Source organism: Reyranella sp. (assembly GCF_017305915.1).
In the GTDB taxonomy this organism is placed as follows: domain Bacteria; phylum Pseudomonadota; class Alphaproteobacteria; order Reyranellales; family Reyranellaceae; genus Reyranella.
In genome coordinates, this window is record NZ_JAFKJN010000006.1 from 59283 (window position 1) to 83795 (window position 24513).

Genomic DNA, 24513 nt, shown 5'->3' on the forward strand with positions numbered 1-24513 from the left:
CACATTCCGTCCGGCTGATTCCAGCCGGACGGAATGTGCTCTAGCCTTTAACCGCGCCGGCGGTGAGTCCCGAGGACATGTACCGGCGGAAGGCGTAGTAGATCGCCGCCGGCGGCAGGGCGTAGATGAAGCCCGCCGTCATCAGCAGCTCCCAGGGCGAATCGTCGGCCGAGAGGAAGTTGCCCAGCGCCACCGGCAGGGTGATCGCCGTCTCGCGCGACAGCAGCAGGAAGGCGTAGAGGTATTCGTTCCAGGCGAGCAGCAGCGCGTAGGTGCCGACGGCGATCAGCGACGGCACCATCAGCGGCAGGTAGACCATGCGGAAGAGCTGGAACGGCGAGGCGCCGTCGATCAGCGCCGCCTCGTCGAGCTCGACCGGCAGCTTGTCCGAGGCCTGGCGCAGGATCCAGATGGCGTAGGGCGACGCGACGGTCACCATCGCGAGGATCAGGGCCCAGTCGTTGTTCAACAGCCCGTACATGCCCATGGTCTTGTACATGGGCACCGCCAGGAAGGCGGCGGGGATGAAGTAGGTGAACAGGGCCAGGTTCATGACCAGCCGGCCGCCCTTCATGCGCAAGCGCGAGATGGCGAAGGCGGCGGCCGAGGCGACCATCAGGGTGAGGACCGCGGTGGCGCAGGAGATCGCCAGCGAGTTCCACATCTGCAGCCAGAAGTTATAGAGAAAGTGGTGCTTCTGGCCGAACACGATCTCGAAGTTGCGCACGGTCGGATGGGCCGGCCAGAGCTGGCCGGAGAACGCCGCGTCCTTGGGCGAAATCGCGAACAGGAACATGTGGTAGATCGGGATCATCGTCCATAGCAGGACGGGGATGCCGATCAGCAGCAGGCCCGCCTCGGCGCTGACCTCGCGGAAGAGCTTGCGCCTAGTCATCGCAACCCATTCATCGAGACAACCGCTTCATCATGAAATAGACCAGCGGCAGGATGAGCGGCAGGCAGCAGACGATCGAGGCCATCGCCATGCCGACCTGGTCGAGCCGCAGATAGCGGATGCCGAGCGTCGCCAGCACGTGCGTCAGGTCGGCCGGGCCGCCGCCCGTGAGCAGATAGACGCTGTTGAAGTCGCCGACCGTGAAGATCATCGAGAGCAGCGTGCAGGTCACGTACAGCGTGCTGATCGACGGCCAGGTGATGTAGGCGAAGCGGTGCCAGGCGCCGGCGCCGTCGACCGAGGCGGCCTCGTAGAGCTCGTGCGGGATGGCGAGGCGGCCGGCCAGCAGGATCAGGGTCCAGAACGGCAGCGACTTCCAGATGTGCACGACCATCGACAGCGACAGCGCCAAGGTCGGGTCGTTCAGCCAGTTGGGGCCGTCCTCGGCGGTGAGCTGGAAGATCAGCTGGTTGATCACGCCCCACTCGGGATTGAGCATGAAGCGGACCGAGATGATGGTCGGGATCGACGGCACCGCCCAAGGCAGCACGAACAGCACCGCCAGGATCTTCACCCACCAGCGCTTGTGGGTGAAGAAACCGGAGAGGAACAGCGCGATCGCCATCTTCACGTTGATGGCGACGATCAGGAACACCAGCGTGTTGACCGCGGTGCGCAGGAAGACCGGGTCGTTGTAGAGGTCGACATAGAGCTGCGGGCTGCGCGCCAGCCAGAAGGCATAGCCCACCGGGAAGACCACGAAGCCCACGAAGATCGCGAGGTACGGCGCGACGAATAGCAGCCCCCACACCTGTTTCTCGGAGAGGGCGAAGCCAAAGCCGGCCCGCCGGGAGTCCCGGCGGGTGTTCGAGTCGATCGTGGTGGTGGTCACAGTTGCACACTACTCCAACCGGGCTTTCCTCCCCTTCGCGGACTCCGCGAAGGGGAGGAAAGCTCTTATCAGCCGGCCACTTCCTTGATGCGGGCGATCAGCTCGTCCACGGCCTTGTCGACCGGCACCTTCTCGTTGACCACCCGGTTCATCGCCTTGGCCCACGCATTCTCGTTGTTGAGGATGGTGAACTTGTAGTTCTTGGTGAACTCGAACGGCGTCGTGCCGGCCTTGAACTGGTCGTACACGGCCTTGCGATGCTTGTCGGCCTGCCAGAACGGCGACTCCTGGCTAGCCTTGGTCACCGGGAACCAGCGGCCGAGCGCACCCTCGACGTAGGGGCGGAGGTTGTCCTCCTCCATCAGGAACTTCAGGAAGTCCTTGGCCTTGGCCTTCTGCTTCGACGCCTCGAAGATCACGCCGACCTTCACCGCGGTGCGATAGACCATCGGCGAGCCGTCCGGCTTCTTGGGGAAGCCCGCGGTCGCGATCAGCTCGTCGTAGGCCTTGCGGCCGGCGGCGCGCTGCTCGGCGGTCAGCGTCTCGTTGTTGGCGTCGTCGAGCCACTTGGCGGCGATCGAGATCGTGTAGTTGTGCGTCATCACCGTCGTCTTGTTGTGGAAGGCGACGTTGTTGTCGGGGTCCTTCCAGGTCGTCGACGAGGGCGGCGTGCAGCCCTTGAGGTAGGGCTGGGTGTAGTCGGTCAGCGCCGACACCAGGCCCGTCTTCACGGCCGGGTCGTTGACCAGCAGCTTGCCGTTGTCGTCGACCAGCTTGACGTTGTAGGCGTCGACCCAGCTCAGGAACGACTGGAAGGAGTCGGTCGACTCCACGCCCATCGGGAAGCCGGTGCCGAACAGGCGCTGGCCGGTCGCCTTGCGGATGCCGGGCTGCACCTTGTCGCACCAGAACGACCAGTACTCCTTCCAGGTGCCCGGGATGTCGGACTCCTTGAAGCCCGCCTGGCCCAGCATGTCCTTCCAGTACTGGATGTGCAGCGTCTGCTGCTTGATCGGGAAGGCGTAGTAGGCCTTCTTCTTGGCCTTGTCGCTGTAGAGGTTGGCGGTCGACAGCGCGACCGCCTCGAAGCGGTCCTTCATCGGCACCAGGACGTCGGAGAGGTCCTCGAGCTTGCCGTCGAACGCCCACTTGCCGGCAGTCTGCACGTCGTAGGTGTCGGAATAGGCGATGTCGGGCACGGTGCCGGCGTCGAGCGCGGCCACCGACTTCGCGTTCATGTCCTGCACGGCGTACTGCGACAGCTCGATCTTGGTGCCGGTCTTCTGCTCGTACTTCTTGATCGCCGCGTACAGCGCGTCGTCCTCGGACTTGTAGAAGCCCTTGACCCACCACACCGTGAGCTTGTCCTGGGCCATGCCCGGGACGGCGGAAAAGGCGACCGCCAGCGCGGCGGCACCGGCCAGAATCCGTCTCATCGTTTCCCCACTCTATAGTTGTCTGACAACTTTATGTATCAGGCGGCCCCGCGCGAGTCGAGGAAAGTCCGCAGCAGCGCCGCGCACTGTGACGCATGCGAGAACGGCAGGCCGTGCCGCGAATGCCCGATCACGTTGAGCTCGGCATTGCCCAGCAACCGGTGCAACTCAGCCATGACGGGCACCGGAATGAACGGACTCCCGTCGGGATGCAAGAGCAGAGTGGGGCACTCGATTTCCTTCAGTCGCGGTGTGAGATCGGCGCCAATCAGCACGCCGAGCGCATTAAGGATCGCGTCGGGCGTCCATCGCGCCTGCTCCGCCTCGAACCACTGCCGGCGCTCCGGCGTCAGCGCATCGTCATGGAAGCGGTCGGCCATGAAGGCCTTCGACCAGCCGGCCGAGCCGCCCTCGGCGAGCTGCTGCTTCCAGGCATGCACCCGGCCGATGGTGGCGCCGAGATGGGCGCCGTTGCTGACGGTGAGTGTCGCAATGCGGTCGGGCCGCGCGATCGTCGCCGCCAGGGCGATCGTGCCGCCGATCGATTCGCCGACCAGATGGAATCGCGTCAGGCCGGCGGCGTCCGCGACGGCAAACAGATCGTCGACCATGCGCTCGAGCGACCACTTGAAATCCGGCCCGGGGCTGTGCGAGCGGCCACAGCCGCGCATGTCGAACGCCGCCAGCGGATAGCGGTCGATCAGCGCCGGATACCAGCCGCGCCACAGCGCGCTGCTGCTGCCGATGCCGTGGTGAAAAAGAATCGGCAAGCCGCGCGCATTCCACGGCGCGGCTTGCTCGATCGCTTCGCAGTGAAGCGGCCCGTCGGTCGTTTGCACCAATGCCATAACCCACCATACTTGGTCCGATGACCCGCCTCACCCGCCGCGCCCTACTCTGCGGAACCGTCGCGACGCCGTTCGTCGGCCGTGCGCAGACCGCCGATTTCCCCGACCGTCCGTTGCGCTTCGTCGTCGGCTTCCCGCCCGGCGGGCCGAACGACCTGCTGACCCGCCTGGTCGCGCCCGGCATCGGCGAGCGGCTGGGCCGCAACGTCGTGGTCGAGAACCGCGCCGGCGCCAACGGCGAGATCGCCTGCGCCTCGGTCGCCAAGGCGCCGGCCGACGGCAGCGTCTTCATGCTGGCGTCGAACGGCTCGACCACGGTGGCCGCGGCGCTCAACAAGGCGCTGCCCTACGACATCCGCACCGATTTCGCGGCGGTGGCGCCGGTCGGCATCAATCCCATGCTGCTGGTGGTGCGGCCCGACCTGCCGGCCCGGAACGTCGCCGAGCTGCTCGACATGGCGCGCGCCAAGCCGGGCAAGCTGAACGGCGCCTCGGCCGGCGCCGGCGGCGCCACGCACCTCGCGCTCGAGCTGTTCAAGTCGCTGGGCAAGGCCGACATCGTCCACGTGCCGTACAAAGGCGGCGGACCGGCGATGGCCGACCTGATGGCGAGCCTGGTCGACATCTATTTCGGCGGCCTGTCGACGGCGCTGCCGCACGTGAAAGCGGGCAAGCTGCGCGCGTTGGGCCAGACCGGCGAGAAGCGCTCGGCCGCCGCGCCCGACATCCCGACCATCGCCGAGTCGGGCCTGGCCGGCTACGAGGCGGCGATCTCCTACGGCATCTTCCTGCCGATCGGCGCGCCGCAACCCTTGGTCGACAAGCTGCACGCCGCCGCCGCCGCGACCGTCCGCTCGCCCGGGGTGGCGAAGAAGTTCGCCGATTTAGGCGCCGATCCGCAGTTCGGTACGCCCGCAGCGTTCGCAGCCTACGTCGCCGGCGACATGGCCAAGTGGGCCAAGGTCGCCAAGGACGCAGGCCTGAAGGCCGAATAGACCTTATTTGACCGACGAGAACGCGGTCGGCTGCAGGATCTGCACCTCGACGTTGGTGACGATAGCGCCGTCCTTCTCGGTCTCGGCACGCTTGGCGTGCCACTCGGGATCGGCCTGGAAGGCGTTCCACTTCTTCTCCCGGTCGGCCAGCGAGTCCCATTGCAGGAAGTAGGTGAGCTCCTGGTTGGACTCGCCGATCACGGTGGTGAAGAAGCCGGCCTGCTTGATGCCGTGCCGCTCCCAGATCTTGAGCGTGATGTTGGCGAAGCGGTTGAGCAGCGCCGGCAGACGGCCCGGCACGCAGCGATAGACGCGCATTTCGTAGATCATGTCTCTCTCCCCTTCTTAGAAGTTGGCGGCGAAACGTGGCGCGAAGCCCGCGCCCTTGTGATCGATGTGGCAGTGGAACGGCGCGCCGAAGTGGCAGGGCAGCAGCATCGCGCCGGTGCCGGCGCAATGCTCGATCGCCGCGCGCCGGCTCTTGCGCGCATTGTCCTGGTCGAGACAGGCGAAGCTGTTCCACTCCGGATGATAGACCTGCACCGCGTGGTGCAGGATGTCGCCGCAGAACAGCGCCTTCTTGCCCTGCGAGTCGAGCTCGATGCGCACCGTGCCGGGCGTGTGCCCGGCCGCCGGCGTGACCTTCAGACCGTCCTCGATCTCGGCGCCGCCCGTCACCATCTGCGCCTTGCCGGCATCGACCACGGGCAGCACCGAATCGCGGAACGAGCCGCCGTTGGCCGGTCCCTTCTGCGGATCCGAATCGAGCTGCTTGTAGAAGTCGAAGTCCTCCTGGCTCCAGACGTACTTCGCATTCTTGAAGGTCGGCACCCAGCGGCCGTTCTCCAGCCGCGTGTTCCAGCCGACGTGGTCGACATGCAGGTGGGTGCACATCACCATGTCGACCTGGTCGGGCGTCACGCCCGCCGCCTTCAACCGGTCGAGATAGGGCGTGTTCATCATGTCCCACTTCGGCCGGTGCTTGCGCGGCTTGTGATTGCCGACGCAGGTGTCGATCAGGATGGTCTTGCCGCCGAGCCGCAGCAGCCAGCTATGAATGCTGAGCTTCAGCCAACCCGACGCCGCGTCGTAGTGGTTGGGCGACATCCAGGCGCCATGCTCGCGCACCACGTCCGCGCTCCAGTCGGGAAAGAACACCTTGGCGTCGAAGTTGGGCTCGTAGCTTTCCTCGATGCGCGTCGCCGTGGCGGCGCCGAGCTTCACCTCGACCATGCGTTTCCCCTTCTGCTTTGGGCGAAGTCTAAGGGCACGCCCGGCCTCAGAACAGGCCGCCCCGCATGGCTTTTCGATAGCCGAACCAGGCGCCGATCGCGCCGCTGAGCCCTGCCGCCACGATCAGGACCATGAAATGCACGCCGACGGCGCGCGGATCGAGCAGGCCGTTCCACATCCGGGCCGCCCAGTTCGCGAGGCCCAGGTAGACGGCGGCGACCACTTCGCCCAGCACCAGCCCGATCAAGACGATCCACGGCTGGCCGATCGGAATGCGCAGTCCCGCGATCACGCCCAGCACCAGCGCGACACCGCATGCAACAACGGCAGCGACGGTTTCCACGATACGCAACGCTCCTTGATTGACCCCAGGCGCTCACTCTGTCTCAAGTGAATCGATCACGAAACGAACGAACATGCATGTCTAAAGATATGTGCTGGACCTCCGCATCAGAACTCGGCCGCGCCTTCGCCCGCGGCACAACTTCTCCCGTCGAGGCCGTCGAGCAGGCGCTGCAGCGCGCAGAACGCTTGCAGCCGCTGTTCAATTTCATGGTTTTGATCGACCGCGACGGCGCTTTGGCGGCTGCCCGCGCGGCCGCGGCGCGCTGGCGCAAGCACGAGCCGCTATCGCCGCTCGACGGCGTGCCGACCTCGATCAAGGACACGACGGCGGTAAAGGGTTGGCCGACGCGCTACGGATCGCACGCCACCGACGAGACGCCAGCCGCCGAGGATGCCGCCGTCACCGCGCGGCTGCGCGCCGCCGGCATGGTCTTCATCGGCAAGAGCACGACGCCCGAGTTCGGCTGGAAGGCACTGACCGATTCGCCCCTACAAGGCACTACGCGCAGCCCGTGGAATCCCAACCATTCACCCGGCGGCTCGTCGGGCGGCGCCTCGTCGATGACAGCGGCCGGCGTCAATCCGTTCAACCACGGCAACGACGGCGGCGGCTCGATCCGCATCCCCGCCGCCCATACCGGCCTGGTTGGCTTGAAGCCGTCCTACGGCCGCATCCCGCAATATCCGGCCGACTCGCCGTTCGCCGACGTGATCAGCCAGGGCGTGCTGGCACGCAGCGTGCTCGACACCGCGCTGGCACTGAACGCGATGGCCGGCCCCGACCCGCGCGACTGGCGCTCGCTTCCGGCCGAGGATCGCGACTACACGATCGGCCTCGACGGCGGCGTGCGTGGCTGGCGACTGGGCCTCAGCCTCGACTTCGGCCATGTCAAAGCCGACCCCGAGGTCCGCGCCCTGGTCGAGGCGGCGGCGCGCCGTTTCGAGGCGCTCGGCGCGCATGTCGAGGACGTCGGGCCGCTGATCGCGCCGTTGAAGGAGCCGTTCGAGGCGCTGTGGAGCGGCAGCTTCGGCGTGCGCCTGCGGCAGATCCCGACGCAGCTCCACGGCAAGCTCGACCCCGGGTTCAGGGCGCTGGCGGAGCAAGGTCTTTCCGTCACCCTGGCCGACTACGCCCGCGCCTATGAGGCCAAGTCCAAGCTCGCGCGCGACATGGCGCTGTGGCACCAGACCTACGACCTGCTGCTGGCGCCGGTGACGCCGACCGCGGCGCCGCCGGTCGACACGCTCTACAACTCCGACGCCTTCCCGCGCTGGACCAAGGGCGCGCCCTACACCCTGCCGTTCAACCTGACCGGCGCGCCGGCGGCCTCGATGCCGGCCGGCCTGACGCAGGCCGGGCTGCCGGTCGGCCTGCAGATCGTCGGCCCGCCGCGCGCCGACCATCGCGTGCTGCAGGCGATGCGGGCCTACGAAAGCGCCTGCGGCTGGAGTTGGCCGCAGGAGCGGGTTCTGAAAACCCTGGCCGGGCTCCAGTCTTCGGCTTGAAACCCGACCGCCGGCTGACTAAGTCTTCCGTTGGGCAACCGGTATCCGGGAGCCCGCATCGTTTTGCGTGGTTGTCGCTTCGACGAGAAGGGACGGCTGGGGCAAGACACCTCCCTTCATGCCGGGCGACCGCCGGGCAACGGAGGTTGACATGAGCAATTTCAACGACACGCTGAAGCAGCACTGGCGCGATGTGATCAATCTGATCCTCGGCCTTTGGCTTATCATCTCGCCCTGGGCGCTGGGCTATCTCGCGGATACGACGGCGGCGTGGAACGCCTACATCGTCGGCATCATCGTGGTGGTCGCGGCCGCTGCGACCCTGGTCGCGTTTCATCGCTGGGAGGAGTGGATCAACGTGGCGTTCGGCGCCTGGCTGATCGCCTCGCCGTTCCTGCTCGGCCAGGAGGGGCATGTCGCCGTGATGTGGAACCAGATCGTGACGGGCGTGCTGGTCGGCGGCCTGGCGCTGTGGGCGGCCTTTGCCGAGCCCAAAGGCCGGGTGGCGGCCTGAAGGCAACTGATATCGGCGTCATCAACGAGGGGCCGCTGCCCTGTTCATGACGCCGATCCTCACGGCCGTGGCGGCTGCGGCAGCCATCCGTTTCCGCAGCGCCACTTGGCCGCCGTTGCAACTGCGACTCGCCAAGGCCGGCGACAACATCAACTGATTTCCACGGCGTTGTGACTTGGCCGGCTCGGCCGCGGCGGCTTCACTAGCCCTGCTAAAAGGCTAGGGAGCACGTCATGAAACGCCATCACGTCATCGGGCTCATCGTCGGCGCCGCAGCGCTTGCGACCATCACCGGGTCGCAAGCCCAGCAGCAGCCGCCGCAATTCCCCAACATGACCTTCTTCATCACCAGCACCGGCGGGCCGAGCGGCGCCAACTTCGGCGGCCTCGACGGCGCCGACAAGCACTGCCAGACGCTGGCCGAGAAGGCCGGCGCCGGCGCCAAGACCTGGCGCGCCTATCTCAGCACCCAGGCGGTGGGCGGCGCGACCGCAGTCAACGCCAAGGACCGCATCGGCAAGGGACCGTGGGTCAACGCCACGGGCGTGCAGATCGCCGCAAGCGTCGACGATCTCCATGGGCCCGGCAACAAGATCGCCGCAGAGACCTTGGTTTCCGAGAACGGCCGGCTGATCCCGTCGCGGCTCTACACCGTGAACCAGCACGACATCCTGACCGGCTCGAAGCCCGACGGCACCGCCTTCCCGCCGGACAAGGACATGACCTGCGGCAACTGGACGAAGTCGGGCGAAGGCAACGCCATGGTCGGCCATGCCGACCGCATGGGCCTGCGCGACGACGACGCCTCGAAGTCGTGGAACTCCTCGCACCCGTCACGAGCGTGCGATGCGGCCTCGCTGGTGGCGACGGGCGGTGCCGGCCTGCTCTACTGCTTCGCCGCCAACTGATTTAAGGTCGACGTCATGAGAGCGTGGCTCACAGCCCTCCTCATGACGCCGATCCTCACGACCGCGGCGGCCGCGGAAACCATCCACTTCCGCAGCGCCACCTGGCCGCCGACGCCGTTGCAACTGCGGCTCGCCAAGGCCGGCGACACCATCGCCGAGCAGGCGAGCGTGCCGCTCAGCGCCGAGCTCTACCGCCCGCCGGGCAAAGGTCCTTTCCCGGCAGTGATCCTCCTTCATCCCTGCAGCGGCCGCCTGCCGGCGCGCATCGAGCAGGCCGACGCCGCGCGCTACATCGCGCTCGGCTATGCCGTGCTGGCGCTCGATAATTTTACCGCGCGCGGCATCGCCGACGGCGGCTGCACCGGCGGCGGCGCCTCGGTCGACGGCGTGATGGATGCGTACGGCGCGCTGACGCAGTTGGCGAGCCTGCCGTTCATCGATCCCGAGCACATCGCCATCGTCGGCTACGCCTTCGGCGCCAACGTCGCGCTCTCGGCCGTCGAGTTCGACGGACCCGAGCGGTTGTTCGACCGGCGGTTCGCCGCCGCTGTCGCCTACTATCCCTACTGTCCCGAGAAGCTCTCGGTATCGGTGCCGACCGTGATCCTGACCGGTGCGCTCGACGCCTGGGCGCCGCCGCGGTCCTGCGAGCGGATGATGGCGCAGCGCACGGGCCTCGGCGCAGCGATGCGGCTGGTCGTCTATCCCGAGGCGCATCACGCCTTCAACCTGCCGCTCGAATCGCGCCGCTTCTACGGCGAGCAGCTCGAGTACAACGAGGCCGCCGCCCGCTCCGCCTGGGCCGAGACCGCGGCACTGCTGCGCCAGGCTTTCGGCCGTTAGGCGTCGACCTTGACGTTGGCGGTCACGATCACCTTGCGCCACTTCTCGACTTCCTCGGCTAGGAACTTCGCGGTGTCGGCCGGCGTGTAGCCGCCTGGAATGACCGCGAGCTCGGCGAAGCGCTTGCGCAGGTCCTCGTTCTTCATCGCCTTGGCGACCTCGGCCGACATGCGCTCGACGATGTCCTTGGGCGTGCCGGCGGGCGCGAGGAACATCGACCAGCTCGACGATTCGATCAGCGGGCCGCCCGCCTCGACGATGGTCGGCACCTCGTCGGCGCCGGGCACGCGCTCTTTCGACAGCATGCAGAGCGCCCGGACCTTGCCCGAGCGGACATGCGCCATGACGCCGATCGGCGCGTCGATCAGCATCTGGATGTTGCCCGAGACCAGGTCGGCCAGCGCCGGCGCCGTGCCCTTGTACGGCACGTGCTCCATCTGGATGCCGGCGACCTGCTTGATCAGCTCGCTGGTGAGGTGCGCGGCGGCGCCGACGCCCGACGAGCCGAACGAGATCTTGCCCGGGTTGGCTTTGGCGTAGGCGATCAGCTCGCCGACATTCTTGACCGGCAGGGTGTTGGACACGGTCAGGATCAAGGGCGCGATGCCGACCAGCGACACGGCCGCGAAGCTCGACTCCGGATCGAAGGCGAGCTTGCCGGCGTAGAGCGTCTTGTTGGCCGCGTGCGCGGCGATCACCGTCAGGAAGGTGTAGCCGTCGGGCGCCGACTTCGCGACCGCCTCGGCGCCGATCAGCGAGTTGGCGCCCGGCTTGTTGTCGACCACGAACGGCTGGCCGAGGCTGATCTTCTCGACCGTCAGCCGCGTCGAGACGTCCGTGAAGCCGCCCGCGGTGTACGGCACCACCCAGCGGATCGGCTTGGCAGGCCACGCGGATTGAGCGCGTGCGGCCGCAGGCACGAACGAGGCAGCGGCGCTTGCCGCCAGAACCAAACGGCGTGTGATCTTGGTCATCGTGAAACTCCCTAACTCGCTTTTCTTCTCATCTCCTCCCCCGTATGACGGGGGAGGATACAGGAGGGGGAAGGCCGCAGTGCCGGAGCTCTCCCCCTCCCTGCCTCCCCCGTATGACGGGGGAGGAGATGGTCAGTCGAGATCGAGGCCGTTCATGCCGGCGTTCTTGCGCGCCTTCTTGGCGAGCTCCATCAGGATCTTGCCGGCCTGGCGCGGATCGAGGATCGGCTTGGCCTCCGGTCCCTTGTGCCAGCCCTCGGCGACGGCGAACTGGCCATTGCCGGCCTGGAAGACGCGGCCGGTGATCTCGCGGCTCTCCTCGCTGACCAGCCAGGTCGCGACCGGCGCGATCCACTTCGGGCTGCGCGTCTCCTTGTCCTCTTCGGTGTAGTTGCGCAGGTCCTCGGTCATGCGGGTGAAGGCCGAGGGCGAGATCGAGTTAACGGTGATGCCGTAGCGGCCGAGCTCGCGCGCCGCGATCACGGTGAACGAGGCGATGCCGGCCTTCGCGGCGCCGTAGTTGGTCTGGCCGATGTTGCCGTAGATGCCCGACACCGAGGTCGTGGTGACGATGCGGGCATCGACCGGGCCGCCGGTCTCCTTGGCCTTGTCGCGCCAGTAGGCGGCGGCATGGCGGGCCGGCGCGAAGGTGCCCTTGAGGTGCACCTTGATCACGGCGTCCCATTCGTCCTCGGTCATGTTCACGAGCATGCGATCGCGCAGGATGCCGGCGTTCAGGACAACGGCATCGAGCTTGCCGAAGGTCTGAATCGCCTGGTCGATCATGCGCTTGGCGCCATTCCAGTCGGAAACGTCGTCGCCATTGGCCGCGGCTTCGCCGCCCTTGGCCTTGATCTCGTTCACGACCTGCTGCGCCGGGCCGACATCGTTGCCCTTGCCGGCGCGATCGCCGCCCAGATCGTTCACGACAACTTTAGCGCCATGCTCGGCGAGCATCAGGCAATGCTCCCGGCCGACGCCGCGGGCGCCTCCGGTGACGATCGCCACCCGGCCCTCACACAATCTTGCCATTGCTCCCTCCCGTCTTTTGCGTGTCTGGAATGGTCCTTGCTGCGCTAGTCTAGCGACGACCTTTATGGTTTCCCATTGGGAGGATCGCCATGGATACCCTGCCGCTCGTCAGCCCCGAACAGGTCGGCCTTTCCGCAGCGCGGCTCGCGCGCATCTCCGGCTGGATGAAGGGCTGGGTCGACAGCGGCAAGCTGCCGGGCCTTCTGGTGGCCGTCATGCGCAAGGGCGAGCTCGCCTTCGCCGAGACCTACGGCAAGGCCGACGTCGAGCGCAACAAGCCGGTGCGGCCCGACACGATCTACCGCATCTATTCGATGACCAAGCCGCTGACCTCGACGGCGATCATGATGCTGTACGAGGAAGGCCGCTTCCAGCTCGACAACCCGATCTCGAAGTTCATCCCGGCCTTCGCCAACCAGCGCGTCTGTGTCGGCGGCAGCCGCGGCAAGCTCGAGACCGTCCCGGCCGAGCGCGACATCACCTTCCGCGACCTGCTCAGCCACACCTCGGGCCTGACTTACGGCTTCATGGAGGCGACGCCGGTCGACGCGCTCTATCGCTCGAAGAGCGGCGTCGACTTCCAGACCGCGACGACCAGCCTGAAGGAGCTCGTCGAGAAGCTCGCGACCTTCCCGCTGATCGCCCAGCCCGGCAAGGCGTGGAACTACTCGGTCTCGACCGACGTGCTGGGCTACCTGGTCGAGGTGATCTCCGGCCAGCCGTTCGAGAAGTACCTGGTCGAGAAGGTGATCAAGCCGCTCGGCATGGTCGACACGGATTTCTTCGTGCCCGACTCGAAGCACGACCGCTTCTCCGCCAACTACCAGGCCGGTGCCGGCGGCAAGCTCGAGGTGATCGACGACCCGACCAAGAGCCGCTACCTCAAGCCGCGCACGGTCAATTCCGGCGGCGGCGGACTGGTCTCGACCGCGTCGGACTATCTGCGCTTCTGCAAGTTCATGCTCAACAAGGGCCAGCTCGACGGCGTGCGCCTGCTCGGCCGCAAGACGGTCGAGCTGATGACCATGAATCACCTGAAGGGCGACATGGCCGACATGGGCACGCCGCGCTGGTCGGAGTCCACCGCCGAGGGCATCGGCTTCGGGCTGGGTTTCTCGGTCACCCTCGATCCCGCCAAGGCGCACATCGTGGGCACGCGAGGCGAGTATTCCTGGGGCGGCGCGGCCTCGACCACGTTCTGGTGCGATCCGACGGAGGATATGGCGGTGGTGATGCTGACCCAGCTCATGCCGTCCACGACCTACCCGATCCGCCGCGAACTGCGGGTGCTCGCTTATCAGGCGATCGTCGACTGAACGCGGGAGGCGTCATGCGCAACACCGGTCCGACCAAGGTCACCAGGCTCCATCCGCTGTTCGGCGCGGAGGTCGAGGGCATCGACATCACGCGGCCCTTGAGCCCGCGCGAGTTCGGGCCGATCCGCGCCGCCTTCGAGGAGCATTCGGTCCTGCTGTTCCGCGACCAGCACATGGACGACGAGATGCAGGTCCGGTTCAGCGAGTATTTCGGCCCGCTCGAGACCACCGGCAGCGCCAACCCCGCCGCCGGCACCAAGTTCCAGCGCCAGTCGAACCTCGACATCATGACCGGCGAGCCGATCCCGCCGGACGACATGCGCATGATTTACCAGAAGGCCAACTACTTCTGGCACTCCGACTCCTCGTTCAAGCGCATCCCGTCGCTGTGCTCGATTCTGACCGCGCGCGTCTGCCCGCCGGAGGGCGGCAACACCGAGTTCCTGTGCATGCGTGCGGCCTGGGACTCGCTGCCGCCGGCGCTGCAGTCGACGCTCTATCCGCTGATCGCCGAGCATTCGCTCGGCCATTCGCGCGATAGAGTGCAGAAAGGCATCCTGAGCGACAAGACGCTGAAGGAGCTGCCGCCGGTCAAGCAGCGGCTGTTCCGCGACAATCCGGTGAACGGCCGGCGCGCGCTCTATGCCGGCGCCCATGCCGGCCACATCGTCGACTGGCCGGAGGCGACCGGGAAGGCGCTGCTGCACGAGGTGATGTGGCGCGCCGACCAGCCCGAGTTCCGGCTGAGCCATGCCTGGCGCGAGGGCGACGTCATCGTCTGGGACAACCGCGCCGTCGTCCACCGCGCCACCTTCTACGATCCCGTCAAGTACAAGCGTTTCATGCAGCGTACGACCATTGGCGGCGACGAGATGACCGTGCCGCAATAGGCGATGCCGGACACTTCCTCCGTCGACCCGGGCGTAAGACCAGTCGAAAGCTTCCACGACGGCATGCCGGAAGGCTGGCCGCGCCGCTTCGCCGTGGCCACGATCACGATCGGCCTGTCGATGTCGGTGCTGGCCAACTCGATGACCAATCTGGCGCTGCCCTACATCGCGCACGATCTGGCGATCAGCGCCGAGTCCTCGATCTGGATCGTCAATGCCAGCCAGATCGCGCTGATGATCTGCCTGCTGCCGATCGCGGCGCTGGCCGACATCGTCGGCTACCGGCGCGTCTATCGCGTCGGGCTGGGGCTGTTCTGCCTGGCCTCGCTGGGCTGCGCGCTGGCGCCGTCGCTGTCGTGGCTGGTCGGCGCGCGCGTCTTCCAGGGGCTGGGCGGCGCCGCGCTGATGTCGGTGCAGCCGGCGCTGGTGCGGGCGATCTATCCGCGCAACATGCTGGGGCGCGGCCTGGGCTTCAACACTACGGTGGTCGCGACCTCGCTCGCCGCCGGCCCGTCGCTCGGCGCGGCGGTGTTGACGTTCGCCTCGTGGCCCATCCTGTTCGCGGTCTATGTCCCGCTCGGCATCGTCGCCTTCCTGTTGAGCGAACGCTTCCTGCCGCACACCACGCACGTGCACCGGCCGTTCGACTGGCCGTCGGCGATCCTGTCGGGCTTCACCTTCGGCCTGCTGATCTTCGGCATCGACGGCATCGCCCATGCCCATCGGCCGGCGGCGATCGCCGCCGAGCTCGGCGGCGCGGCGGTGCTGGGCTTCCTGTTCGTGCGCCGCCAGACGCGGCTCGCCGACCCGATGATGCCGGTCGACATGTTCAAGCGGCCGATCTTCGCGCTGTCGATCTCGACCGGCAGCTGCACCTTCACCGCCCAGGGCCTCGCCTTCGTCAGCCTGCCGTTCCTCTTCCACACCGTGATGGGCAAGAGCGCGACCGACACCGGCATCCTGCTGACCGCCTGGCCGCTGGCGCTCGCCTCGGTCGCACCGATCGCCGGCCGGCTCTCCGACCGCTATCACGCCGGCATCCTGGGCGCGATCGGCCTCACCAGCATGACGACGGGCCTGGTGCTGACGGCGCTCCTGCCGGACAACCCAAGCACCGCCGACATCATGTGGCGTCTGGTGCTGTGCGGCGCGGGCTTCGGCATCTTCTCCGCGCCCAACAACCGGCTGATGATGAACGCCGTGCCGCGCGAGCGAAGCGGCAGCGCCGGCGGCATCATCGCCACCGCGCGCACGCTCGGCCAGACCATGGGTGCCGCGTTGGTCGCGCTGATATTCGGCCTGTTCGACTTCTCCGGCGGCGGCGCCGCCGCTGCCGCCAAGGCCGCGCTGTGGCTCAGCGCCGGCTTCGCCGGCACCGCGTTGATTGTCGGCAGCTTCAGGCTCAGGCTGCAGCGCTAGCGCGGCTTCCGATGTACGAGGGCATCTCGATCAAAGGCATAGTCGGCCCAGCTGATTCCGGCTGGGCCGACTATGCTCTAGTCGCGCTTCACACGGAGGTTGGCCATGGTCCTCCGATACCTGCTGGCTCTGGCGATCGTCGCCGTGCAACTCGCGGCTTGCAGCGGCAATGGGCGCAACACACCGGCCGTCGACGAGATAGAGCGCCGGCACGAACAGGAGCTGATCCGCATGGGCGGTGGCGGCGGCAGCATGTAGCGGCTCACGCCGCGGCGTGCATTTGGCGGAACAGCGACGGCGCCATGCCGAAGCGCCGCTCGAACGCCTGGCCGAGCCGGGCCGATGACTTCAGGCCGACCCGGCCCGCGATCGTCTTGAGGGCCATTCCCTTCGACAGCAGCGTGCGCGCCGCGTCGAGCCGCAGATCCTCGACGAAGTGCGCCGGCGTCTTGCCGGTCGCCTCGGTGAACTTGCGGTAGAAGCTGCGCTCGCTGTAGCCGGCATGGCGCGCCAGGGTCGGCACGTCGAGCTCGCGGTCGAGATGGTCCTGCATCCAGTCGATCAATGAAGCGAACGGCGCATCGGCGGCAGCCTGCGCCTGCAGCATCGGGCTGAACTGCGACTGGTAGCCCGGCCGCCGCGCATAGAGCACGAAGTGGCGCGCGATCAGGTTGGCGGCGGCGGCACCGAGGTCGGCCTCCACCAGCGCCAGCGCCATGTCGATGCCGGTGGTGACGCCGGCCGAGGTCCAGACCTTGCCGTCGACGACGTAGAGCGCCTCGGCATCGACCGAGAGAGCGGGGAATTTCTCGGCCAACCGCGCACAGCTCGCCCAGTGCGTCGCCACCCGCTTGCCGTCGAGCAGGCCGGCCGAGGCGAGCACGAAGGCGCCGGTGCAGACCGAGCCGTAGCGCCGGGTGCGCGGCGCCACGCGCTGCAGCCAGGCACGGACGCCCTCGTGTGCCATCGCCGCCTTCAGGCCGCGCGAGCCGCCGGCGACCAGCACGGTGTCGGGCTGGCCGCCGATCTTTTTCGACTGTAGCGCCACGCCGCAGTTCGCGGTGACGAGGCCGCCGTCGGCCGAGACGATCTGCAGGTCGTAGACCGGCTTGCCGGCCGCTTCGTTGGCCGCGCCGAACACCGCCGCCGGCCCGCTGACGTCGAGCAGCTGGCAGCCGTCGTAGGCCAGGATGACGAGCTTGTGCGCCATGGCAGAAAATAAACACTCTTTGTCATTTCTGCCAAGCCCCGATGACGCTAGTTTCGCCGCGACCCGAAGGAGGACTTCCATGGCCAACCCGCTCGCGATCGGCATCCTGATCTATCCCAACGTCACCCAGCTCGACGCCACCAGCCCGGCCCAGGTGCTGGCGCGCGTGCCGGGCGCGACCGTGCACATGATCTGGAAGACGAGAGATCCGATCCCGACCGACGCCGGCTTCTCGATCGTCCCCAACACCACCTTCGCCGACTGCCCCAAGCTCGACGTGATCTGTGTGCCGGGCGGCTACGGCCAGGTCGAGCTGATGACCGATCCCGAGACGCTCGACTTCCTGCGCCGGCAGGCCGCGACCGCGCGCTACGTCACCTCGGTCTGCACCGGTTCGCTGGTGCTGGGCGCGGCCGGGCTGCTCAAGGGCTACCGCTCGGCCTGCCACTGGGCGTGGCGCGAGATGCTTTCCGACTTCGGCGCCACTCCGGTCGCCGAGCGGGTGGTGCGCGACCGCAACCGCATCTCGGGCGGCGGCGTCACCGCCGGCATCGACTTCGGCCTCACCGTCGCCGCCGAGCTCGCCGGCGAGGAGGTCGCCAAATCGATCCAGCTCATGCTCGAGTACGACCCGCAGCCGCCGTTCGATTCGGGCTCGCCGGAGAAGGCCGGTCCCGAGCGCGTGCAGCGCCTGCGCGAGCGGATGGCGCCGGCGCTGGAGAGCCGCCGCAAGGCCAACGCCGAGGCGGCGGCACGGCTGAACTGACGCACGCCCCGGAAGCGATTGATACAAGAGTGACATTGGCCCCTTCCGCCGCTGCAGCGACAATGCGGCGGAAGGAGTTTGCGTGTCCGCCCTGCCCGCTGCCCTCCATCGCTTCCTGGTCGTCGTCGTCAGCAGCCTGGCGCTGCTACCCGCGCTCGCGCACGCCCAGAACGAGCTGCCGTTCGACAAGGTCTCGGGCAGCGAGCTGCGCCAGGCGCTGATCTGGACCAGCCATCTCGAATTGTGGGACGGCGACCCGGTCGCGGCGATGCAGAAGGCGACCCGGAGCTGGCAGGCCGCGAAGGGCTACAAGGAAACCGAGACGCTGAGCGAGGACCAGACCAGCGAGCTTCTGGCCGAGGCGGTGAAGAAGCGCGAAGCGGTCGGCTGGTCGATGCTGAACGACAAGTCGATCGGCCTGTCGGTCGGCGTGCCGACGCGGCTGGTGAAGTACGTCGCGACCCGGCCGATCAACGGCGGCATCGCCTACGACTTCGAGGGCGCCATCGGCTGGTCGCTGGGCACCCGCTACGGCGACATCACCTGCAGCAACTTCGGCCTGCTCTACAACCTCCTGAAGCGCCAGATGCGCGGCACCTGGATGGTGAAGCTCGACGACATGTTCGCGATCTTCGAGCGCAAGGACGGCCGCGAGACCTACCTGCAGGCGACCTGCCGCACCTCCGGCGCGGCGATCGCCAGCGTCACACTCACCGAAACCCAGGCGAAGGCCTACGGCATGCTGTACGGCGCGCTGGCCGACAGCCTGACGGTGAGCCGCAACTTCAACCCGACGGCAGCGCCCCGGCCCAAGGTCGACGACTCGCCGTTCGGCCCCGGCGACATGCGCACCGACGTGATCGCGCGCTCGTCCGGCGCGGCCAAGCTGCCGCCCAACGTCGACGGCGAGGGCAAGAGCGGCAAGATCAAGCTCAAGCCGCGCGACGGCGAGGACCTCACCACCCGCGAGGTGTTCGAGAAGGCCGGCGGCGCAGTCTATGTCGTGAAGGCCGAGCGCAAGATGGGCTCGGCGGTGGCGATCAGCGACTACGAGCTGCTGACCAACTGCCACGTCGTCGACGAGAACCCCAAGGTCACGATCGGCCGCGACAAGAAGGAGCAGAACGCGACCGTGATCTCGATGAACGTCGCAGCCGACCGCTGCGTGCTGCGCACCGACCAGAAGCTGTCGACCTGGGTAGCGGTGCGGCCCTACGAGGACATCAAGGTCGGCGAGCGCGCCATCACCATCGGCACGCCGCAGGGGCTGGAGCTGACGGTGGCCGAGGGCCTGGTCTCCTCCAAGCGCACCCACAAGGGCGCGAAGCTGGTGCAGACCTCGGCGCCGATCAGCCAGGGCTCGTCGGGCGGCGGCCTGTTCGACGCCCAGGGCCAGTTGCTCGGCATCACCACCTTCTACTTCGCCGGCGGCCAGAACCTGAACTTCGCCGTCGCCGCCGAGGAATTTTCGAAGAACTAAGTTCCTCCCCATTCAAATGGGGAGGTGTCAGCGTCCTACGCTGACGGAGGGGTCATAGCGGCAGCACGACTGGAGCTCATGCCACCTCCGTCGCGGATAGGGCACTTTCACGCGAAGCGTGAAAGTGCCGACGCGCCACCTCGCCATATGAATGGGGAGGAGTTGCCCTAGCCGCTCGCCGAGGCGCTTTCGATGGTGATCGCCTTGCCCGCGGCCTCGTCGTACTTCAGCCGCTTGACGTGATCGAGGTCGCGGCCGGTGACGCGCACGAAGCGGCTGCCTTCGGGATAGTCGATGGCGTGCACCGCGCCGACGTCGTAGACGCCGGCATGGCCGGGCTCGAGACGATAGGACTTCACCTTCTCGAGCCTGGCGTCGCCGGCGTCGCTGCCGCCGTCGAGCCGCTTGTACTCGCTCATGTCGGTGTACCTGACCGCCTGGCCGTAGACCGCCCACGACGAGCCATGGTCGTGCGGCGGGCTCTTGTGGCCCTTGGCGTTGACGTGGGCCAGCACGACGAAGCCCAGGTCCTTGTCCTCGTAGAGCTTGCGCGTGCCCATTGGCGCACCCTGCCCCACCGCCTCGTCGACGAAGCTCTTGTTGGTCAGCAGCTTCTCCAGCAACTGGCGGACCTGCTCGCGGCCGCCCGGGTTGTTGTTGGCCGAAAGCGCCGAGCGCGCTTCCTTCACGAAGGCGTCGAGCGTGTAGGTCATTGCTTCCTCCTAGCGGCCGCCGAGGACGCGGCGCGCGATCACCATACGGTGCACCTCGGACGGGCCCTCGTAAACCCGCATGGTGCGGACCTTCTGGGCCATGATCGCCAGCGGCAGCTCCTGGGTGACGCCCATGGCGCCGAACGACTGCTGGGCATGGTCGACGATCTCGGTCGCCATCTCGGTCGCGAAGACCTTGATCATCGAGGCCTCCATACGCACGTCGCGGCCCTCGTCCTGCTTGACCGCGGCGTCCATCACCATCAGACGGCAGGCATGCAGCTTGGTCGCCGCATCGGCGATCCACCACTGGATGGCCTGCCGGTCGGCGAGCTTCTGGCCGAAGGTGACTCGCTGGCTGACATGCTCGACCATCATGTCGAGCGCGCGCTGCGCCATCCCGATGCACCACGAGCCCATCTGCAGGCGGCGCACCGTGAGGCGGAGCTGCATCGGCGCGAAGCCGGCGCCGAGGCGGCCCAGCACCTGGCTTTCGTGGACGCGGCAATCCTCGAACACGACTTCGTAGGTGCGCTGGCCGGCGAGCATCGGGATGGCGCGCGCCACGACCAGGCCGGGCGTGCCCTTGTCGACCAGGAAGGCGGTGATGCCGCCGCGCGAGCCGAGGTTGGTGTCGGTCACCGCCATGACGATGGTGAAGTCGGCCTTGGCGATGCGGCTGATCCAGATCTTGCGGCCATTGATCACCCAGTGGTCGCCGTCCTTCACCGCGCGGGTCTTCATGCCGGCCGGGTCGCCGCCCGCGCCGGGCTCGGAGATGGCGATCGCCGAGGTGGTCTCGCCGGCGGCGTAGGGCTCGAGGTATTTCTTGCGCTGCTCGGGATTGGCCGTCGACAGCAGCATGTGGAGGTTCGGCGAATCGGGCGGGAAGGTGAAGGGCACGCAGGTGTAGCCCAGCTCCTCGTTGACGCCGACCAGCGCCACTGCCGGCAGGTTGGCACCGCCCGCCTCCTCCGGCACGTCGAGTGCCCACAGGCCCAAATCCTTGCACTGCTTGAAGAGCTTCTTGTTCTCGTCGTCGGACAGCGCCGCCGGCTGGCCGGAAGCGAAGCGCTCGAGGATGTTCTTCTCGAGCGGGATCAGCTCGTTGCCCACGAACTTCTTCACGAGGTCGCGCAGCATCGTCTGCTCTTCGGTCACCTTGAACATGCCGTCCATCGCGTCCTCCTACTTGCCGATCCCCTTGTTCACGAAATCCAGCGTATAGGCCTGCCGCGGGTCGAGGCCAACCGGCAGCACGCCGACATCGACCATGGAGCTGTAGAAATCCGCCCAGCGGCTGTCGCTCATGGCACCGATTCCGCCTGTCAGCGCGTCGCCCGACAGCACGATGCCGCGCTGGTTCAGCTCCTTGACGGCATGCCGGATGCGGTCGTCGGTCTGCTCGGGATTGTCCTTCTTGATCAGGGCGTTCGCCGCCTCGGTCGCCGGGCCGCCCTTGAGGTACTGCGCCCAGCCCTCGACCGTGGCGTCGACGAAGCGCTGGATCAGATCCTTCTTCTCGGCGGCGAGCTTGCGCGAGATCGCGATCGTCGTCTGGTAGGCGCTGAAGCCTGCATCGGCGATCAGCAGCGCTTCGGGTTCCTTTCCGAGCGCCTGGGCGATCGAATAGACCTCGGAGCTGACGAAGCCCTGCTGGATCGCCTGCGGATCGGCGAGGAACGGCGCCATGTTGAAGTTGTAGGGCCGCAGTTGCGCGTCGGAGAGGCCGTACTTCTTGCGCAGGTACGGCCAGAAGGTCGAGCGGCTGCCGTTGGAGATCAGCAGCGGCCGGCCCTTCATCTTCTCGAAGCTGTCGAAGCCCGAGCCGGGATGGGCGATCATCACCTGCGGATCCTTCTGGAAGATCGACGCTATGGTGAAGAACGGCGCCTGCTCGCGGACGTAGGTGAATTGCTCGAAGCTGTTCGACATGACCATGTCGACGCGGCCGGCCAGCAGCATCTGGCCGATGTTGAGGCTGGGACCGCCGGGCCTGAGCTCGAGCTCGATGCCGCGCGACCTGTAGAGGCCGGCGGCGATCGCCTGGTAGTGGCCGCCATGCTCGGCCTGCGCTCGCCAGTCGGTGTGGAATGACAGCCGCTCGAGAGGCTGCGCACGGGCCGGGCGCGCCAGCGGCACCAGCAGCGGGGTGGCGAGCGCGCCCAGCGCGGCGCGACGGTCGAGGCGGAAGGCGGTCATCGGTCGAGCGCGGAGCGGCGGAAGTCGAAATTCAAGGCGACGATCTCCTTCAGCGCCGCGGTCGAGAGCCGCAGGCCCTCGACCGACGGCAGCCAATTGTCCCACGGCATGCGCGGCAGGGCCAAGGCCTGGTAGTCGGTCGGGAAGGCCGCGGCGTCGAGCCCGGCGCGCCGGGCAAGCTGCAGGGCGCGCGGCATGTGGAAGGCCGAGGTCACCAGCGCCACCCGGCCGTCGCCGATGATCGCCTTCACGTTGCGGATGTTCTCGATGGTGTTGATCGACTTGCCCTCGTCGATGATGGCCTCCGACGGCACGCCGAGATCGAGCAGGAAGACACGCATCGCCGCAGCCTCGGTGGTCGCCGCTTCGTGCCCGGGCGAGAAGCTGCCGCCGCTGACGATGATGCACGGCGCGGCACCACGCCGCCACAGCCGCGCCGCCTGCCAGATGCGGTCGGCGTTGTCGGTGAGCTCGGGCAGCGGCCGCTGCGGCGGATGCGCCGCGGCGATGCCGCCGCCCAGCACCACGATGGCGTCGTAGCAGCACGGCGGCGCCTGCAGCTCGGCTTCACGCGCCTTGTCCTCGAGCTGGTGCATAAGCACGTCGCCGACCGGCTGGTAGGCGAGCACCAGGGTGTAGGCGAGCGACAACACGAGGACGGTGACGGCCAGCCGGCGCCGTCGCGCGATCAGGAGCAGCAGCGTCAGCACGACGCCGACCCCCAGCGCCGCCGGCGGCAGGATCAGGTTGGCAAGGAATTTGAGGAGTGCGTAGGCATCCATGCGGGCGACGGTCGTCCGGCTATACTTGGCGGCGTTCCCTCGAGCAAAGAGTTCCCGATGATCTCCAATCGCCTTCCCATCGATGCCGCCCTGCGAACCCGCGCCCGCCAGGTCATCCCCGGCGGCATGTACGGCCATCTCAACGTCGCGCGGCTGCCCGAGGGCTATCCGCAGTTCTTCGCCCGCGCCGAGGGCGCCACGCTGTGGGACGTCGACGGCAACGCCTATGTCGACTTCATGTGCGCCTACGGTCCGATGGTGCTGGGTTACGGCAACCGCGAGGTCGAGGCCGCCGCCGAGGCGCAGCGCCACCTGGGCGACGTGATGACCGGCCCGTCCGAACGGCTGGTCGAGCTGGCGGAGAAGCTGGTCGGCATGGTGGCGCATGCCGACTGGACGCTGTTCCAGCGCAACGGCACTGACGCCACCACCCTCTGCGTCGTCATCGCGCGCGCCGCGACGGCGCGGCGCAAGATCCTGGTGGCGCGCGGCGCCTATCACGGCTCGGCGCCGTGGTGCACGCCGCATCCCGCCGGCACGACCGCCGAGGATCGGGTGCACCTGGTGCACTACGACTACAACGACGTGGCGAGCCTGCAGGCCGCCGCCGCCTCGGTCGAGGGCGACATCGCGGGCGTCATCGCCTCGGCCTTCAAGCACGACTACGGCAAGGACCAGGAGCTGCCGACGCCCGCGTTCGCGAAGGCCGTCCGCCAGCTCTGCGACGCGTCAGGCGCCGCGCTGATCCTCGACGATGTGCGGGCGGGTTTCCGGCTCGATCTCGGCGGCAGCTGGCAGACGGTCGGCGTGAAGCCCGATCTCGCCGCCTACTCCAAGGCGATCGCCAACGGCTACACGCTGGCGGCGGTGACCGGCAGCGACAAGTTCCGCGACGCCGCGTCGTCGGTGTTCATGACCGGCTCGTTCTGGTGCGGCGCGGCGTCGATGGCGGCGGCGCTGAAGACGCTCGAGATCTTCGAGCGCGACGACTCGATCGCGCACATGACGCGGATGGGACAACGGCTGCGCGACGGCCTCGCGGCGCAGGCCAAGGCGCATGGACAGGGGCTGAAGCAGACCGGGCCGGTGCAGATGCCGACGGTGCTGTTCGCCGACGACCCTCAGGTCGAGAAAGGAAAGCTGTTCGTCGTCGAGGCGCTGCGAGGCGGCGCCTGGCTGCATCCGCAGCACAACATGTTCCTGTCGGCGGCGCACACCGAGGCCGACATCGATCGCACGCTGCAGGCCACCGACGCGGCGCTGGCCGCGGTCGCCAAGCACTTTGGTCGTGACTGATTGGGGTCGTGACTGATT

Annotated in this window: 26 protein-coding genes; 12 read left to right on the forward strand and 14 right to left on the reverse strand. The window is 67.6% G+C overall.

Annotated features, from left to right (window positions below):
* Nucleotides 1-40: 40 nt before the first annotated feature.
* The 4 genes from J0J01_RS02325 to J0J01_RS02340 form a co-directional block, all read right to left on the reverse strand.
* A complete protein-coding gene (locus J0J01_RS02325) occupies nucleotides 41-895 on the reverse strand; it encodes a carbohydrate ABC transporter permease (RefSeq protein ID WP_296378538.1) in 855 nt (284 codons plus the stop codon).
* Between the two features lie 10 nt (nucleotides 896-905).
* Nucleotides 906-1772, reverse strand: a complete 867-nt coding sequence (locus tag J0J01_RS02330) for a sugar ABC transporter permease (RefSeq protein ID WP_365735825.1) — start codon at nucleotides 1770-1772, stop codon at nucleotides 906-908.
* A gap of 83 nt (nucleotides 1773-1855) precedes the next feature.
* Entirely contained in the window at nucleotides 1856-3223 is a 1368-nt protein-coding gene (locus J0J01_RS02335) for an ABC transporter substrate-binding protein (protein ID WP_296378540.1), read from the reverse strand.
* 38 nt (nucleotides 3224-3261) lie between these two features.
* Nucleotides 3262-4071, reverse strand: coding sequence for an alpha/beta hydrolase (locus J0J01_RS02340; RefSeq protein WP_296378541.1), 810 nt, complete (start codon nucleotides 4069-4071; stop codon nucleotides 3262-3264).
* 20 nt (nucleotides 4072-4091) lie between these two features.
* Here J0J01_RS02340 and J0J01_RS02345 point away from each other — a divergent pair, with 20 nt between their 5' ends.
* Nucleotides 4092-5066: a tripartite tricarboxylate transporter substrate binding protein gene (locus tag J0J01_RS02345; protein ID WP_296378542.1), complete on the forward strand. Its 975-nt coding sequence runs from the start codon at nucleotides 4092-4094 to the stop codon at nucleotides 5064-5066.
* 3 nt (nucleotides 5067-5069) lie between these two features.
* On the opposite strand, the gene J0J01_RS02350 is transcribed toward J0J01_RS02345, so the two are convergent.
* Genes J0J01_RS02350 through J0J01_RS02360 form a run of 3 tightly spaced genes read right to left on the reverse strand, consistent with a single transcriptional unit; the run spans nucleotide 5070 to nucleotide 6642 of the window.
* Nucleotides 5070-5396 (reverse strand): NIPSNAP family protein, encoded by a 327-nt coding sequence (locus J0J01_RS02350; RefSeq protein ID WP_296378543.1) that lies wholly within the window; start codon nucleotides 5394-5396, stop codon nucleotides 5070-5072.
* Between the two features lie 15 nt (nucleotides 5397-5411).
* Complete coding sequence (locus J0J01_RS02355) at nucleotides 5412-6299, reverse strand: MBL fold metallo-hydrolase (RefSeq protein WP_296378544.1); 888 nt, start codon at nucleotides 6297-6299, stop codon at nucleotides 5412-5414.
* Between the two features lie 46 nt (nucleotides 6300-6345).
* Complete coding sequence (locus tag J0J01_RS02360; protein ID WP_296378545.1) at nucleotides 6346-6642, reverse strand: hypothetical protein; 297 nt, start codon at nucleotides 6640-6642, stop codon at nucleotides 6346-6348.
* Between the two features lie 89 nt (nucleotides 6643-6731).
* Between J0J01_RS02360 and J0J01_RS02365 the strand changes: the two genes are divergently transcribed.
* The 4 genes from J0J01_RS02365 (at nucleotide 6732) to J0J01_RS02380 (ending at nucleotide 10415) form a co-directional block, all read left to right on the forward strand.
* Complete coding sequence (locus J0J01_RS02365; RefSeq protein ID WP_296378546.1) at nucleotides 6732-8150, forward strand: amidase; 1419 nt, start codon at nucleotides 6732-6734, stop codon at nucleotides 8148-8150.
* A 151-nt stretch (nucleotides 8151-8301) separates the two neighbouring features.
* Entirely contained in the window at nucleotides 8302-8664 is a 363-nt protein-coding gene (locus J0J01_RS02370; RefSeq protein ID WP_296378547.1) for an SPW repeat protein, read from the forward strand.
* 233 nt (nucleotides 8665-8897) lie between these two features.
* Complete coding sequence (locus J0J01_RS02375) at nucleotides 8898-9572, forward strand: lectin (RefSeq protein WP_296378548.1); 675 nt, start codon at nucleotides 8898-8900, stop codon at nucleotides 9570-9572.
* A 42-nt stretch (nucleotides 9573-9614) separates the two neighbouring features.
* Nucleotides 9615-10415 carry a dienelactone hydrolase family protein gene (locus J0J01_RS02380; protein ID WP_296378549.1) on the forward strand — a complete coding sequence of 267 codons (801 nt, stop codon included), beginning with the start codon at nucleotides 9615-9617 and terminating at the stop codon, nucleotides 10413-10415.
* Here the strand turns inward: J0J01_RS02380 and J0J01_RS02385 are convergent.
* Both J0J01_RS02385 and J0J01_RS02390 read right to left on the reverse strand, forming a co-directional pair.
* Complete coding sequence (locus tag J0J01_RS02385; RefSeq protein WP_296378550.1) at nucleotides 10412-11389, reverse strand: tripartite tricarboxylate transporter substrate binding protein; 978 nt, start codon at nucleotides 11387-11389, stop codon at nucleotides 10412-10414. The genes J0J01_RS02380 and J0J01_RS02385 overlap by 4 nt on opposite strands.
* 132 nt (nucleotides 11390-11521) lie before the next feature.
* A complete protein-coding gene (locus J0J01_RS02390) occupies nucleotides 11522-12421 on the reverse strand; it encodes an SDR family NAD(P)-dependent oxidoreductase (RefSeq protein WP_296378551.1) in 900 nt (299 codons plus the stop codon).
* Between the two features lie 89 nt (nucleotides 12422-12510).
* On the opposite strand from J0J01_RS02390, the gene J0J01_RS02395 reads away from it, so the two are divergent.
* The 4 genes from J0J01_RS02395 (at nucleotide 12511) to J0J01_RS02410 (ending at nucleotide 16304) form a co-directional block, all read left to right on the forward strand.
* On the forward strand, nucleotides 12511-13737 hold the full coding sequence (locus J0J01_RS02395; protein WP_296378552.1) for a serine hydrolase domain-containing protein: 1227 nt from the start codon (nucleotides 12511-12513) through the stop codon (nucleotides 13735-13737).
* A gap of 14 nt (nucleotides 13738-13751) precedes the next feature.
* A complete protein-coding gene (locus J0J01_RS02400; RefSeq protein WP_296378553.1) occupies nucleotides 13752-14627 on the forward strand; it encodes a TauD/TfdA family dioxygenase in 876 nt (291 codons plus the stop codon).
* Between the two features lie 3 nt (nucleotides 14628-14630).
* Complete coding sequence (locus J0J01_RS02405) at nucleotides 14631-16046, forward strand: MFS transporter (RefSeq protein WP_296378554.1); 1416 nt, start codon at nucleotides 14631-14633, stop codon at nucleotides 16044-16046.
* A gap of 105 nt (nucleotides 16047-16151) precedes the next feature.
* A complete protein-coding gene (locus tag J0J01_RS02410; RefSeq protein WP_296378555.1) occupies nucleotides 16152-16304 on the forward strand; it encodes a hypothetical protein in 153 nt (50 codons plus the stop codon).
* A gap of 4 nt (nucleotides 16305-16308) precedes the next feature.
* On the opposite strand, the gene J0J01_RS02415 is transcribed toward J0J01_RS02410, so the two are convergent.
* Nucleotides 16309-17256, reverse strand: coding sequence for a GlxA family transcriptional regulator (locus tag J0J01_RS02415; protein ID WP_296378556.1), 948 nt, complete (start codon nucleotides 17254-17256; stop codon nucleotides 16309-16311).
* 79 nt (nucleotides 17257-17335) lie between these two features.
* Between J0J01_RS02415 and J0J01_RS02420 the strand changes: the two genes are divergently transcribed.
* On the forward strand, nucleotides 17336-18022 hold the full coding sequence (locus J0J01_RS02420; RefSeq protein ID WP_296378557.1) for a DJ-1/PfpI family protein: 687 nt from the start codon (nucleotides 17336-17338) through the stop codon (nucleotides 18020-18022).
* 82 nt (nucleotides 18023-18104) lie between these two features.
* Complete coding sequence (locus J0J01_RS02425; RefSeq protein ID WP_296378558.1) at nucleotides 18105-19502, forward strand: serine protease; 1398 nt, start codon at nucleotides 18105-18107, stop codon at nucleotides 19500-19502.
* 167 nt (nucleotides 19503-19669) lie between these two features.
* Here J0J01_RS02425 and J0J01_RS02430 read toward each other — a convergent pair whose 3' ends face one another.
* The 4 genes from J0J01_RS02430 to J0J01_RS02445 are packed head-to-tail and all read right to left on the reverse strand — an operon-like array spanning nucleotide 19670 to nucleotide 23199.
* The gene (locus J0J01_RS02430) at nucleotides 19670-20215 is read right to left on the reverse strand and encodes a hypothetical protein (protein ID WP_296378559.1); all 546 of its coding nucleotides are present in this window, start codon (nucleotides 20213-20215) and stop codon (nucleotides 19670-19672) included.
* Nucleotides 20216-20224: 9 nt separating this feature from the next.
* Nucleotides 20225-21394 (reverse strand): acyl-CoA dehydrogenase family protein, encoded by a 1170-nt coding sequence (locus J0J01_RS02435; RefSeq protein ID WP_296378560.1) that lies wholly within the window; start codon nucleotides 21392-21394, stop codon nucleotides 20225-20227.
* A gap of 9 nt (nucleotides 21395-21403) precedes the next feature.
* Nucleotides 21404-22417 carry an ABC transporter substrate-binding protein gene (locus tag J0J01_RS02440; RefSeq protein ID WP_296378561.1) on the reverse strand — a complete coding sequence of 338 codons (1014 nt, stop codon included), beginning with the start codon at nucleotides 22415-22417 and terminating at the stop codon, nucleotides 21404-21406.
* A complete protein-coding gene (locus J0J01_RS02445; RefSeq protein WP_296378562.1) occupies nucleotides 22414-23199 on the reverse strand; it encodes a YdcF family protein in 786 nt (261 codons plus the stop codon). Before J0J01_RS02445 ends, J0J01_RS02440 begins: the two co-directional genes overlap by 4 nt.
* 57 nt (nucleotides 23200-23256) lie before the next feature.
* Here J0J01_RS02445 and J0J01_RS02450 point away from each other — a divergent pair, with 57 nt between their 5' ends.
* Nucleotides 23257-24495: an aminotransferase class III-fold pyridoxal phosphate-dependent enzyme gene (locus J0J01_RS02450; RefSeq protein WP_296378563.1), complete on the forward strand. Its 1239-nt coding sequence runs from the start codon at nucleotides 23257-23259 to the stop codon at nucleotides 24493-24495.
* Nucleotides 24496-24513: the final 18 nt, after the last annotated feature.

What these genes read in the sequence shown, in the direction of transcription:
- J0J01_RS02365 (WP_296378546.1), top strand. Translation starts at nt 6,732, where the DNA reads ATGTGCTGGACCTCCGCATCAGAACTCGGCCGCGCCTTCGCCCGCGGC.
- J0J01_RS02340 (WP_296378541.1), bottom strand. Translation starts at nt 4,071, where the DNA reads ATGGCATTGGTGCAAACGACCGACGGGCCGCTTCACTGCGAAGCGATC.
- J0J01_RS02405 (WP_296378554.1), top strand. Translation starts at nt 14,631, where the DNA reads ATGCCGGACACTTCCTCCGTCGACCCGGGCGTAAGACCAGTCGAAAGC.
- J0J01_RS02350 (WP_296378543.1), bottom strand. Translation starts at nt 5,396, where the DNA reads ATGATCTACGAAATGCGCGTCTATCGCTGCGTGCCGGGCCGTCTGCCG.
- J0J01_RS02345 (WP_296378542.1), top strand. Translation starts at nt 4,092, where the DNA reads ATGACCCGCCTCACCCGCCGCGCCCTACTCTGCGGAACCGTCGCGACG.
- J0J01_RS02450 (WP_296378563.1), top strand. Translation starts at nt 23,257, where the DNA reads ATGATCTCCAATCGCCTTCCCATCGATGCCGCCCTGCGAACCCGCGCC.
- J0J01_RS02355 (WP_296378544.1), bottom strand. Translation starts at nt 6,299, where the DNA reads ATGGTCGAGGTGAAGCTCGGCGCCGCCACGGCGACGCGCATCGAGGAA.
- J0J01_RS02395 (WP_296378552.1), top strand. Translation starts at nt 12,511, where the DNA reads ATGGATACCCTGCCGCTCGTCAGCCCCGAACAGGTCGGCCTTTCCGCA.
- J0J01_RS02375 (WP_296378548.1), top strand. Translation starts at nt 8,898, where the DNA reads ATGAAACGCCATCACGTCATCGGGCTCATCGTCGGCGCCGCAGCGCTT.
- J0J01_RS02370 (WP_296378547.1), top strand. Translation starts at nt 8,302, where the DNA reads ATGAGCAATTTCAACGACACGCTGAAGCAGCACTGGCGCGATGTGATC.
- J0J01_RS02435 (WP_296378560.1), bottom strand. Translation starts at nt 21,394, where the DNA reads ATGGACGGCATGTTCAAGGTGACCGAAGAGCAGACGATGCTGCGCGAC.
- J0J01_RS02385 (WP_296378550.1), bottom strand. Translation starts at nt 11,389, where the DNA reads ATGACCAAGATCACACGCCGTTTGGTTCTGGCGGCAAGCGCCGCTGCC.
- J0J01_RS02445 (WP_296378562.1), bottom strand. Translation starts at nt 23,199, where the DNA reads ATGGATGCCTACGCACTCCTCAAATTCCTTGCCAACCTGATCCTGCCG.
- J0J01_RS02380 (WP_296378549.1), top strand. Translation starts at nt 9,615, where the DNA reads ATGACGCCGATCCTCACGACCGCGGCGGCCGCGGAAACCATCCACTTC.
- J0J01_RS02440 (WP_296378561.1), bottom strand. Translation starts at nt 22,417, where the DNA reads ATGACCGCCTTCCGCCTCGACCGTCGCGCCGCGCTGGGCGCGCTCGCC.
- J0J01_RS02420 (WP_296378557.1), top strand. Translation starts at nt 17,336, where the DNA reads ATGGCCAACCCGCTCGCGATCGGCATCCTGATCTATCCCAACGTCACC.
- J0J01_RS02410 (WP_296378555.1), top strand. Translation starts at nt 16,152, where the DNA reads ATGGTCCTCCGATACCTGCTGGCTCTGGCGATCGTCGCCGTGCAACTC.
- J0J01_RS02430 (WP_296378559.1), bottom strand. Translation starts at nt 20,215, where the DNA reads ATGACCTACACGCTCGACGCCTTCGTGAAGGAAGCGCGCTCGGCGCTT.
- J0J01_RS02335 (WP_296378540.1), bottom strand. Translation starts at nt 3,223, where the DNA reads ATGAGACGGATTCTGGCCGGTGCCGCCGCGCTGGCGGTCGCCTTTTCC.
- J0J01_RS02400 (WP_296378553.1), top strand. Translation starts at nt 13,752, where the DNA reads ATGCGCAACACCGGTCCGACCAAGGTCACCAGGCTCCATCCGCTGTTC.
- J0J01_RS02325 (WP_296378538.1), bottom strand. Translation starts at nt 895, where the DNA reads ATGACTAGGCGCAAGCTCTTCCGCGAGGTCAGCGCCGAGGCGGGCCTG.
- J0J01_RS02415 (WP_296378556.1), bottom strand. Translation starts at nt 17,256, where the DNA reads ATGGCGCACAAGCTCGTCATCCTGGCCTACGACGGCTGCCAGCTGCTC.
- J0J01_RS02390 (WP_296378551.1), bottom strand. Translation starts at nt 12,421, where the DNA reads ATGGCAAGATTGTGTGAGGGCCGGGTGGCGATCGTCACCGGAGGCGCC.